The organism is Pseudomonas sp. GW821-FHT02H06, from assembly GCF_059421525.1.
In genome coordinates, this window is sequence record NZ_JBWKVD010000032.1 from 1 (window position 1) to 12,062 (window position 12,062).

Here is a 12,062-nt window from a genome sequence, read left to right on the forward strand (position 1 = left end):
TTGCAGCAGTCAGATGCGAACTGTTCGTCCCACCACCCCTTCAAGTCTAACCATACAAGCGAGCTTGCTCGCGAAGCGGCCTGAGCATCCGCTGAATCCTCGGCGGCTGGAACGCCGCCTTCGTGAGCAAGGTGGAGCGCCACCCCGGTCACTCCCACAAGGAGGCGGGTTAAGCCCGGGCCTGCAGCTTCTTCTCGATCACATCCATCAACATGCCGCCAATGTCCGTCCCGAACGCGTTATCGATCTCGCGGATGCACGTCGGGCTGGTGACGTTGATCTCGGTCAGGTGCTCGCCAATTACGTCCAGGCCTACAAACAGCAGGCCTTTTTCCCGCAGCGTCGGGCCGATTTCGGCGGCGATCGCGCGATCGCGGTCCGTCAGGGGGCGGGCTTCGCCACGACCACCTGCTGCCAGGTTGCCTCGGGTTTCGCCGGCGGCCGGGATGCGCGCCAGGCAATACGGCACGGGTTCGCCGTTGACCATCAGAATGCGCTTGTCGCCGTCCTTGATGGCGGGCAGATAGGCCTGCGCCATGATCTGCTCATGGCCGTGCTTGGTCAGGGTTTCGAGAATCACCGACAAGTTCGGATCACCGACGCGGTGGCGGAAGATCGACGCGCCGCCCATGCCGTCCAGCGGCTTGAGAATGACGTCGCCGTGCTTGGCGGCGAACTCGCGAATGATGTCCGCGCGACGGCTGACCAGCGTGGGCGGGGTGCATTGCGGGAACAGCGTGGCGAACAGCTTCTCGTTGCAGTCACGCAGGCTTTGCGGCTTGTTGACCACCAGCACGCCGGCGCGCTCGGCTTGTTCGAGCAGATAGGTGGAGTAGACGAATTCCATGTCGAACGGCGGATCCTTGCGCATCAGGATCACGTCCAGGTCGTCCAGCCCGTTGTCGACTTCGGCCTCCAGCTCGAACCAGTGGGCCGGGTTGGCGAAGACTTTCAGCGGCTTCATGCGGGCGCGGGCCTGGCCGGCGTCCTGATACAGGTCGTGCTGCTCCATATAGAACAACGACCAGCCGCGGGCTTGCGCTGCCAGGAGCATGGCCAGCGAGCTGTCCTTTTTATAGGAGATGCGCTCGATGGGGTCCATGACGATTCCCAGGCGAATGCTCATGGGTAATATCCTCTGATCGGTAATGGCCACGACAGGCCGAAAATAGGCGTCAGGGTGGCGCCGCGCCGGCTTTGGGTCAAGGGGCAAGGCTTTATGGATTGACCGTGGAGAGTGTGCTAAAAAGGCTCGGCATCCGGTGTCGCGCCAGCTGTCTTTGGCGCCTCCCGATGATCCCGACCCAAAACCAGATGCCCGGCAGAAGGCAACCCATCTGATTCGCCGCGGCGATGGTAGAGCAGATATGGAACAGCATTCAGCCCCATTGAAAGTGATGGTCATCGACGACTCCCGTACGATTCGTCGCACCGCCGAGACCCTGCTGAAAAACGTCGGCTGTGAAGTGATCACCGCCATCGACGGCTTCGACGCACTGGCCAAGATTGCCGACCATCATCCCAGAATCATCTTCGTCGACATCATGATGCCCAGGCTCGACGGGTATCAGACGTGCGCGTTGATCAAGAACAACCGGGCGTTCAAATCCACGCCGGTGATCATGCTGTCCTCAAGGGACGGGCTGTTCGACAAGGCCAAGGGGCGCATCGTCGGTTCCGATCAGTTTTTGACCAAACCGTTCAGCAAGGAAGAACTGCTCAGTGCGATCAAGGCCCACGTGCCCGGTTTCGTTGCAGTAGAACAACAACTATCTTGATGCCGACCCCCTCGTGCGGGACGGCTGTTTCTATGGGGAAGCACCATGGCTCGAATTCTCATCGTCGATGACTCGCCGACCGAAATGTACAAGCTGACCGGCATGCTGGAGAAGCACGGCCATCAGGTCCTCAAGGCCGAGAACGGTGCCGATGGCGTGGCCCTGGCCCGTCAGGAAAAGCCCGATGCCGTCCTGATGGACATCGTCATGCCGGGCCTGAACGGTTTCCAGGCGACCCGTCAGCTGACCAAAGACGCTGACACCAGCATGATCCCCGTGATCATGATCACCACCAAGGATCAGGAAACCGACAAAGTCTGGGGCAAACGCCAGGGCGCGCGGGATTACCTGACCAAGCCGGTGGACGAAGAAACCCTCATGAAAACCCTGAACGCGGTGCTTGCGGGCTGACCCCCGGCTGACGCTCATGGCTCAGTCACAAACCGCCTTCCAGCTGCTGCTCGATATCGACCAGCGCTGCCGCTCCCTCGCTGCCGGCCTGCCGCTGCAGGAAACCCGCCAGCAAGGCTGGAGCGGCATTGGCTTTCGCATGGGCGAGCGCCATTACGTGGCCCCCATGGGCGAGGTCGACGAAATCCTCCACGAGCCGCGCTGTGCGGTGTTGCCGGGTGCCAAGGCGTGGGTCTGCGGGATCGCCAATCTGCGCGGCCGCCTATTGCCGATCATGGATCTGTGCGCCTTCTTCGGCCACGAACTCTCACCCCTGCGCAAACACCGCCGCGTGCTGGTCATCGACTTCGAGGGTGTGTTCGTCGGTCTGCTCATTGACGAGGTGTTGGGCATGCAGCATTTCAGCGAGCGCAGCCTGATGCCTGAACTGGCGCACGACGGCGAACCCCGCGTCGCGCCCTACATACAAGGACGGTTCGTCCGTGAGCAGGCCTGGCAGGTGTTCAGCCCGCGCGCTCTGGTGCAGTCGGCTGAGTTTATGGACGTGGCGCTCTGATGCGCCGGGCTGAACAGTGCAGGTCCAGAAGGCTGATGCCCTCCCTCAATCGAACATCAGGCGGAGCCCTGAGCAATGAGTAATACCGGCAAGTCACTGGAAGGCGCGCGCAGCCGATCGCAGATCGTTGTGCTGTTCATCTGCCTCATCGTTTTCATCATGCTGCTGTTCGTCAACTTCGCGTACCTCAGCACGCAGTCCAACTACGACAAACAATATATCGGCCACGCCGGCGAGCTGCGCGTGCTGTCCCAGCGCATCGCCAAGAACGCCACGGAAGCGGCGGCGGGCAAGGCGGCGGCATTCAAGTTGCTGGCCGATGCGCGCAACGACTTCGACACGCGCTGGCAGTATCTGAAGAAAGGCGACAAGAACACCGGCCTGCCTGCTGCGCCAGCTGCGGTGAGCGATGAGCTGAAAGCGGTGCAGACCGACTGGGAAAACCTGCGCAAAAGCACCGACGTGATTCTTGCCCGTGAGCAGACCGTGCTCTCGCTGCATCAGGTGGCGGCAACCCTTGCCGAGACCATTCCGCAATTACAGATCGAATCGGAAAAGGTCGTCGACATCCTTCTTCAAACCCGTGCGCCCGCCAGCCAGGTGGCCCTCGCCCAGCGCCAGTCCCTGCTGGCCGAGCGGATACTGGGCGCGGTCAACACCGTGTTGTCCGGTGACGAAACGGCGGTTCAGGCAGCCGATGCGTTTGGTCGCGACGCCAGCCAGTTCGGGCGCGTACTCAACGGCATGCTCGAAGGCAACGCCACCCTGAAAATCGCCCAAGTCGAAGACCGCGATGCGCGGGCGCGGCTGGCCGAGATTGCCGAGCTGTTCCAGTTCGTCTCCGGGTCGGTCGACGAAATCCTCGAAACCTCGCCGGAGCTGCTGGAAGTCCGTGAAGCGTCGGGTAGCATTTTCAACCTCTCGCAAACCCTCCTCGACGAAGCCTCGGTGCTGGCCAACAGTTTCGAGCACATGGCCGGTGGTCGCGCAGCCTATAGCTATGGCGGCTACATTCTGGGCCTGCTGGCGCTGGCGTCGATCATCCTGATTGGCTTGGTGATGGTGCGCGAAACCAACCGGCAACTGCGCGAAACCGCCGAGAAGAACGAGCGCAACCAGAACGCGATCATGCGCCTGCTCGACGAAATCGAAGACCTTGCGGACGGCGACCTGACCGTGGCCGCCTCGGTCACCGAGGATTTCACCGGCGCCATTGCCGATTCGATCAACTACTCCATCGATCAACTGCGCGAATTGGTGTCGACAATTAACCTCACCGCCGAGCAAGTGTTCGGCGCCGTGAAGGACACGCAGACCACCGCCACCCAACTGGCCGCGGCGTCCGAGCATCAGGCGTTGCAGATCGCCGCGGCGTCCAATGCCATCAACGACATGGCGACTTCCATTGATCAGGTCTCGGCCAATGCGTCCGTGTCCGTCACGGTGGCCGAGCGGTCCGTGACCATTGCCAACAAGGGCAACGAGGTGGTGCACAACACCATCACCGGCATGGACAACATCCGCGAGCAGATTCAGGACACCTCCAAGCGCATCAAGCGTCTGGGCGAGTCGTCCCAGGAGATTGGCGACATCGTCAGCCTGATCGATGACATTGCCGACCAAACCAACATTCTTGCGCTAAATGCCGCGATCCAGGCGTCGATGGCTGGCGATGCCGGGCGAGGCTTTGCGGTGGTGGCCGATGAAGTGCAGCGGCTGGCCGAGCGCTCGTCGTCGGCGACCAAGCAGATCGAGACCCTGGTGCGCGCGATTCAGAACGACACCAACGAAGCAGTGATCTCCATGGAGCAAACCACGGCGGAAGTGGTGCGCGGTGCGCGGCTGGCGCAGGATGCCGGTGTCGCGCTCGAAGAAATCGAAGGCGTGTCGAAGATCCTCGCCGGGCTGGTCGAAAGCATCACCAACGCGGCGCAGCAGCAGGCTGCATTGGGTCAGCAGATTTCCTCGACCATGCTGGTGATCCAGCAGACCACCACACAGACCACCTCAGGCACGGCGGCGACCGCCCGGAGCATGGGCAATCTGGCGAAGATGGCCAGCGAGATGCGCCGCTCGGTGTCCGGCTTCAAGTTGCCGGCCTCGCGGCATTGATGGCCTGCTTGATAGCCCCGTTAATAATCCAGTCAATGCACATGAAGCAGCGTCAAGGCACAGGCAACCGGAGTCACCATGGCTGACCGTCACGATTACGTGGCCCTGGAGTGGGTCAAAGGCGAAATAGCCGAAACCCTCACACACGCCCGACAGGCGCTGGACACGTTCGTCGCCCAACCGCACGACGCCGCGGCAATGGACGAGTGCCTGGAGCTCATCCATCAGGTTCACGGCAGCCTGCAGATGATCGAGTTCTACGGCGCCGCGCTGTTCGCCGAGGAAATCGAACAGCTGGCGCTGGCGCTCAAAGAGGGCCACGTCGCCCAGGAAAGCGAAGCGATCCAGCTGCTGAATCTGGCGATGACGCAATTGCCGGTTTACCTGGAGCGTGTGCACTCCGCCCGCCGTGACCTGCCGTTGGTGGTGCTGCCGCTGCTCAACGATTTACGCAGCGCCCGGGGCGAAAGCCTGCTGTCGGAAACCAGCCTGTTCTCGCCGCAATTGCTGTCTATCCCCGCGCTTGATGCTCAGGCATTGGCCGAGCGCGACAATCCCGAATTGCCCGCGAAATTGCGCAAGCTGCGGCAGACGCTGCAAACCGCGCTGGTCGGGCTGCTTCGCGATCAGGACGTGCAGACTCAACTCGGTTACATGGGCAAGGTGTTCGCGCGGCTTGAGGTGTTGTGCGAGGACGCGCCCCTCGAACCGCTGTGGCGTATCGCGTCCGCGCTGGTCGAAACCATGCTCAGCGGCAATTTCACCAACAGCCCGGCGCTGCGCAGCCTGTTCAAGGATGCCGACAAAGAACTCAAACGTCTGCTGGATCAAGGCATTGAAGGCATCAATCAGCCTGCGCCCGACGAACTCCTGAAAAGCCTGTTGTTTTACATCGCCAAGTCCGACAGCGAGGCGCAGAAGATGACGGACTTGAAGGATCAGTACGCACTCGCCGATGCGCTGCCGCACAGCGCCTTGGTCGCTGAAGAACGTGCGCGCATGGCCGGGCCGGATCGCGACGCCATGCGCTCGGTGATCATTGCCCTGTGCGACGAGCTGGTTCGGACCAAGGAGCGGCTCGACGTTTTTGTGCGCGGGGACCGTCAGCACGTCAGCGAGCTGAACGCCTTGCTGCCACCGTTGCGGCAGATCGCCGATACCCTGGCGGTGCTGGGTTTCGGCCAGCCGCGTAAAGTCATCATCGATCAGATGACCGTGGTGCAGGGCATGGCCCAGGGGCAACGCGCACCCGACGATGCCACCTTGATGGACGTCGCCGGTGCGCTGCTGTACGTCGAATCCACCCTCGCGGGCATGGCCGGAACGGTTAACCAGAGCAGCCCTGAAGAAAGCCGTCTGCCGACGACTGATCTCAGTCAGATTCACCAACTCGTCATCAAGGAAGCGCGCATCGTTCTGCAGCAGGCCAAGGACGTGATCGACGAGTACGTCGACGGTGAAATGGACCGGGCACGTCTGCTGCCGCTGTCGGAGCAGTTGATTCAGGTGCGCGGCGCGCTGGCGATGATCCCGCTGGCGCGGGCATCCGGACTGCTGGCGGCCTGTAACGACTACATCACCGAACACTTGCTGGTTGACACCGAAAGCCCGGCGGCCTCGCAGCTCGATCACCTGGCGGACGTGATCATTGGCGTCGAGTATTACCTCGAACGCATGGCCGAAGACCCGGAAGCGCCGGGTGAACACGTGCTGGATCTGGCCCAGGAGAGTCTCGCCCGGCTTGGTTACTCGCCGGTCCCCGATGCACTGGATGTGCCGGTGCTCGAAGAAGTCATCAGCGAAGAAGAGCTGCAGGATTTGCACGAGCGGCAGGCCTTGGTCAGCCCAAGCCAGACCATCGCCGAAGTGCTGGCCAGCCCGCTGTCGGCGGTCAACCCGCCGGCGCGGAACATGCCGGCCAGTCTGTTGCCGCCACCGAAGGGTGAGCAGGCGATCGATGACGAGCTGCGCGAAGTCTTCCTCGAAGAAACCGACGAGATGCTCGAAGCACTGCGCGAGTACGTGCCGCGCTGGATTGCCGATCCCGGCAACCTTTCGGCGCTGGGCGAGATTCGTCGTGCGTTTCACACGCTCAAGGGCAGCGGCCGGATGGTGCGCGCGCTGATTCTGGGCGAACTGGCGTGGTCGGTAGAAAACCTCCTGAACCGCGTACTGGAGCACAGCGTCGAGCCGGACGCGCGGGTGCAGCAGTTGCTCACGGACGTTCAAGCCTTGCTGCCGGACGTGATTCGCGATTTCGCCGAGGACGTTCAGCGTCAGCGTGACGATGTCGACCAACTGGCCGCCCAGGCCCATGCGCTAGCCCAGGGCGAAGCGGGTGACATCGAGCCTGCGCAACGGCTGGAGGACGAAGAGGGGTTTGACCCGCAGTTGCTGGAAATTTTCCGTCAGGAAGCCCACACCCACCTGAACACGATGAGCCGCTACCTCGATGCTGCTCAGGATACTGACGCACCTGTATTCAGCAACGATTTGCTGCGCGCGTTGCACACCCTCAAGGGCAGCGCGTACATGGCGGGCGTCCTGCCGATCGCCGAGCTGGCGAGCCCGCTGGATCAACTGGTCCGCGAGTTCAAGACCAACCTGATCGAGGTCGGCCAGGCCGAGATCGACCTGCTGCGTGCGGCCGGGCCTTTGTTTCATTTAGGTCTCGCCCAGCTGAATGTCGACCCGCTGATGCCCATCGAAGGCGCAGCCGCCCTGATTCAACAGGCCCAGGAGCTGCTCGACGCACGGCTGGCCGATGCCTTGAGCGACGACAGCAATGGCCTGCGCACGCGGCGTAATCCGCAGTTGATCGCGAGCTTTCTGGCCGAAGGCATGGACATCCTGCTGGACGCCGACAACTTGCTCAAAGACTGGCGCCAGCACCCCGGCCACCGCCAGGAATTGAACGCGTTGCTCGACGAACTGACCATGCTCGGCCACGGCGCGCACGTCGCCGACCTGCCCCAGGTCGATGAGCTCTGCGAAGCGCTGCTCGACCTGTATGGCGCCGTAGAGAAGAGCAGCCTTGCCGTCAGCGAGCGTTTTTTCGACGAAGCCGAAAAAGCCCACGAAGCACTGATCAACATGCTTGATCAGGTCGCCGCCGGACAGGAAGTCCAGCCGTGCCCTGAGCGCGTGAGCGCCTTGCGCGGTCTGCTCGCCGAGGCGCTGGACCCCGGCGCGATGGGGGTGATCAAAAGTAATGGCGCCGGAGCAACAAGCATCACGGAGATGGAAGAGGTCAGCGAACGCCTCGCTCAACCCGCCCGGCCTTCGCGCGATGATTTCGATCAGGAAATCGTCGAGATCTTCCTCGAAGAGGCGGTGGATATTCTCGACATCGCCGGTCCTGCGCTGCAACGCTGGCTCGACGACCCGGAAAACCCGCTGCCGCTGTCATCGTTGCAACGTGACCTGCACACCCTCAAAGGGGGCGCGCGCATGGCCGAAATCGGGCCGGTGGGCGACCTCGGCCATGAGCTGGAATCGCTCTACGAAGGCCTGATTGATCGACGTTGCGGTTACTCGCCACAACTGGCGGAGCTGTTGGTGCACAGCCACGATCACCTGTCGCTGATGCTTGAACAGCTGCAGCACCGTTCGGCATTGACCAGTCCCGCGCCGCTGATCGAGAAGATACGCGAGTTTCGCCAGCGCAATTGCTACCTCCTGCCCAATGACGGCCAGACGCGCAATGTCAGTTCGATGATCCACTCGCTGGACGAACGCGATCCGGAACTGCTGGAAATCTTCCTCGAAGAAGCCGACGACATCATCGAGAGCAGCAGCGCGGCGTTGGTGCGCTGGCAAGCCGATCCGCAGAACATGCTGGAAGTCGAAAACCTGCTGCGCGATCTGCATACGCTCAAGGGCGGCGCGCGCATGGTTGAGATTGCGCCGATCGGCGACCTGGCCCATGAGCTGGAGTCGCTGTACGAAGGACTGTCGACCGGCGCGCTGAAAAACAGCGCGCTGCTCAACGGCCTGCTGCAAAGCGGCCACGACATGCTCGCCGACATGGTCGATGCCGTTCGCGGTTACGAGCCATTGCCCAACCCGGCGCTGCTGATCGAGAGCATCGGTCATTACACGTCATCCGGGGCCGCCCGCGAGCCTGTCGAAAAACCTCAGGAGGCGCCGGCTCTGCTGCCCGCGCCGGTTGTTGATACGGCCGCGCAAGCCGAGGCCGACGGCGAGCGCACCGGCCCGGAGATGATCAAGGTACCGGCCGAGCAACTGGAAGACCTGGCGAATCTGGCGGGGGAAACCTCGATATTTCGGGGCCGTGTCGAGCAGCAGGTCAGCGACGCGCAGGTCACTCTGGTCGAGATGGAAACCACCATCGAGCGGATGCGCGATCAACTGCGCCGACTCGACATCGAAACCCAGGGCCGTATTCTCAGCCGCGATCACCCCGTTGATCGGCGCGGTTACGAAGCATTCGACCCGCTGGAAATGGACCGGCATTCGCAGCTGCAGCAGTTGTCCCGCGCGCTGTTCGAGTCCGCGTCCGACCTGATGGACCTCAAGGAAACCCTCGACACCCGCGCCCATGAGGCCGAAACCCTCTTGCAGCAACAGGCGCGAGTGAACACCCAGCTTCAGGAAAGCCTGATGCGCACGCGCATGGTGCCGTTCGAGCGCATGGTGCCGCGCCTGCGCCGGATCGTCCGTCAGGTGTCGGGCGAGCTGAACAAGAAGGTCAAGTTCGACGTCATCAACGCCGAGGGCGAGATGGACCGCAACGTGCTCGAACGCATGGTCGCGCCGCTGGAGCACATGCTGCGCAACGCCGTCGACCATGGTCTGGAGAGCGTCGAGGAACGCCTGGCCGCCGGTAAATCCGAGTGGGGGCATATCACGCTGAGCCTGGCCCACGAAGGCGGCGACATCGTTATCGAGATGCGCGACGACGGCGCCGGTGTCGACTTCGAGGCCGTGCGGCGCAAGGCGATCAAGCGCGGCATCATCAGCCCCGACGCCGAGCTGAGCGAGCACGACATCCTGCAGTTCATCCTGCGCCCGGGCTTTTCCACCGCCGAGACCATCACCCAGATTTCCGGGCGCGGCGTCGGCATGGACGTGGTGCACGCCGAGGTCAAGGATCTCGGCGGTTCGATGGTCATTGATTCCAAAGCGGGAGAGGGCGCGCGTTTCCGTGTCCGCTTGCCGTTCTCGGTATCGGTCAACCGTGCGCTGATGGTGCAGTGCGGCGAAGAACAGTACGCCGTGCCGCTGAACAGCATCGAGGGTATCGTGCGCGTGATGCCGAGCGAGCTGGAGACCTGTTATCAGTCCGTGCCGCCGCGCTATGAATACAACGGGCGAACCTACGAGCTGCGTTATCTGGGCGAGCTGCTCAATAACGGTCATCCGCCGAAACTGGGCGGCCAGACACAGACCCAACCGCTGCCGGTGCTTCTCGTGCACGTACACGATCAATGGATTGCGGTGCAGGTGGATACGTTGGCCGGCTCGCGGGAGATCGTGGTGAAAAACCTGGGTCCGCAGTTTTCGTCGATACCCGGCATTGCCGGCGCGACCATTCTGGGCGACGGCCGCGTGGTGCTAATTCTCGACCTGTTTGCGCACATCCGGCGCTTTCACGCCAAGCTGCTGGCATTGCAGGTCGCCGGTCACGCACCGGTGCGCTATGTCGAACCCGAACAGGCACGGCCGTTGCTGGTGATGGTGGTGGATGATTCGGTGACGGTGCGCAAGGTCACCGGCCGCCTGCTGGAACGCAACGGCATGAACGTGCTGACGTCCAAGGATGGGGTCGATGCCATGGCGCTGCTGCAGGAGCACACCCCGGACATCATGCTGCTGGACATCGAAATGCCGCGCATGGACGGCTTTGAGGTGGTCAGCAAGATCCGCGGAGACGACGCCCTGAAGCACCTGCCGATCATCATGATCACGTCGCGATCAGGGCAGAAGCACCGCGACCACGCCATGGCGCTGGGGGTGAACGAATACATGAGCAAGCCGTATCAGGAAGCCGCTCTGTTGCAAAGCATTGCTTACTGGAGCCACGCCCATGTCTGACACCACGACGCAAACGGCGCGGCTGACCAGCCTGACCGGATTGCTCATCCCCCTGAGTGATCGGTACCTGCTGTTGCCCAACGTGGCGGTCGCCGAGCTGATCGACTATCAAGACAGCGTTGCCGACCCCGCTGCACCGCAGTGGTATTTGGGACCGATCAACTGGCGTAACCGCAGTTTGCCGCTGCTCAGTTTCGAAGCCGCCTGCGGCAGCCGCGCCCGGGTCGGAGGCCGCGCCCGCATCGTCGTGCTCAACGCACTCGGCGGCCGCCCTGACCTCAAATTCATCGCGCTGCTGACCCAAGGCATTCCGCGCTCCTGCAAACTCGACAGCCAACTCAGCTACGTCGACGTGCCGCTGGCCGAGCTGGAACTGGCCGCGGTGCAAGTGGGCGAGACCGTGGCGAAGATCCCGGACCTTGTGGCGCTGGAGGAGTGGCTGGTGGAGGCGGGGTTGGTTCAGATGACGCCAAACTTGTAAGAGACTCCCCGGCTTTCGAACGCCGCAGATTGCATGCCGGACACAGCCCTTGTGGGAATGAGCTTGCTCACGAAGGCTGCATTTCAAACGCTGAAGTTATAGCGGCTGTCCCGGCCTCTTCGCGAGCAAGCTCGCTCCCACGACTGCATGTCAGCCGCCGCAGGTAGCATGCCCAACACAGCCCCCTGTAGGAGTGAGCTTGCTCGCGAAAGCTGTATTTCAGCCGCTGAAGATTTCATGCCGGACACAGCCCTTGTGGGAGTGAGCTTGCTCACGAAAGCTGCATTTCAGCCGCTGAAGATTTAGCGGCTGTACCGGCCTCTTCGCGAGCAAGCTCGCTCCCACGCCTGCATGTCAGCCGCCGCAGGTAGCATGCCGGACACAGCCCCTGTAGGAGTGAGCTTGCTCGCGAAGGCAGGATTTCAGCCGCTGAAGATTTAGCGGCTGTCCCGGCCTATTCGCGAGCAAGCTCGCTCCCACGACTGCATGTCAGCCGCCGCAGATTGCATGCCGGACACAGCCCTTGTGGGAGTGAGCTTGCTCACGAAAGCTGCATTTCAAACGCTGAAGATTTGGTGGATGTACCGGCCCCTTCGCGAGCAAGCTCGCTTGTATGGTTAGACTTGAAGGGGTGGTGGGACGAACAGTTCGCATCTGACTGCTGCAA

At 62.3% G+C, this 12,062-nt stretch carries 7 protein-coding genes; 6 read left to right on the forward strand and 1 reads right to left on the reverse strand.

Translation table 11 applies throughout. The features are described 5' to 3' along the window. Positions 1 to 169: 169 nt before the first annotated feature. A complete protein-coding gene (gene gshB, locus AC07VF_RS26175) occupies positions 170 to 1,126 on the reverse strand; it encodes a glutathione synthase (RefSeq protein WP_495010149.1) in 957 nt (318 codons plus the stop codon). 241 nt (positions 1,127 to 1,367) lie between these two features. On the opposite strand from gshB, the gene pilG reads away from it, so the two are divergent. The 6 genes from pilG (at position 1,368) to AC07VF_RS26205 (ending at position 11,395) form a co-directional block, all read left to right on the forward strand. Further along, a complete protein-coding gene (gene pilG, locus AC07VF_RS26180) occupies positions 1,368 to 1,778 on the forward strand; it encodes a twitching motility response regulator PilG (protein ID WP_037018874.1) in 411 nt (136 codons plus the stop codon). 45 nt (positions 1,779 to 1,823) lie between these two features. Continuing rightward, positions 1,824 to 2,189 (forward strand): twitching motility response regulator PilH, encoded by a 366-nt coding sequence (gene pilH, locus AC07VF_RS26185; RefSeq protein ID WP_065991171.1) that lies wholly within the window; start codon positions 1,824 to 1,826, stop codon positions 2,187 to 2,189. Positions 2,190 to 2,205: 16 nt separating this feature from the next. Further along, a complete protein-coding gene (locus tag AC07VF_RS26190) occupies positions 2,206 to 2,745 on the forward strand; it encodes a chemotaxis protein CheW (protein ID WP_192172972.1) in 540 nt (179 codons plus the stop codon). A 75-nt stretch (positions 2,746 to 2,820) separates the two neighbouring features. Continuing rightward, the gene (locus AC07VF_RS26195; protein ID WP_192172971.1) at positions 2,821 to 4,857 is read left to right on the forward strand and encodes a methyl-accepting chemotaxis protein; all 2,037 of its coding nucleotides are present in this window, start codon (positions 2,821 to 2,823) and stop codon (positions 4,855 to 4,857) included. A 78-nt stretch (positions 4,858 to 4,935) separates the two neighbouring features. Next, positions 4,936 to 10,914, forward strand: coding sequence for a hybrid sensor histidine kinase/response regulator (locus AC07VF_RS26200; protein WP_495010150.1), 5,979 nt, complete (start codon positions 4,936 to 4,938; stop codon positions 10,912 to 10,914). Continuing rightward, entirely contained in the window at positions 10,907 to 11,395 is a 489-nt protein-coding gene (locus tag AC07VF_RS26205) for a chemotaxis protein CheW (RefSeq protein ID WP_495010151.1), read from the forward strand. The genes AC07VF_RS26200 and AC07VF_RS26205 overlap by 8 nt, the downstream gene beginning before the upstream one ends. Positions 11,396 to 12,062 lie beyond the last annotated feature (667 nt).

Coding starts and splice junctions, on each gene's coding strand:
- gshB (WP_495010149.1), bottom strand. CDS start 1,126: ATGAGCATTCGCCTGGGAATCGTCATGGACCCCATCGAGCGCATCTCC.
- pilG (WP_037018874.1), top strand. CDS start 1,368: ATGGAACAGCATTCAGCCCCATTGAAAGTGATGGTCATCGACGACTCC.
- pilH (WP_065991171.1), top strand. CDS start 1,824: ATGGCTCGAATTCTCATCGTCGATGACTCGCCGACCGAAATGTACAAG.
- AC07VF_RS26190 (WP_192172972.1), top strand. CDS start 2,206: ATGGCTCAGTCACAAACCGCCTTCCAGCTGCTGCTCGATATCGACCAG.
- AC07VF_RS26195 (WP_192172971.1), top strand. CDS start 2,821: ATGAGTAATACCGGCAAGTCACTGGAAGGCGCGCGCAGCCGATCGCAG.
- AC07VF_RS26200 (WP_495010150.1), top strand. CDS start 4,936: ATGGCTGACCGTCACGATTACGTGGCCCTGGAGTGGGTCAAAGGCGAA.
- AC07VF_RS26205 (WP_495010151.1), top strand. CDS start 10,907: ATGTCTGACACCACGACGCAAACGGCGCGGCTGACCAGCCTGACCGGA.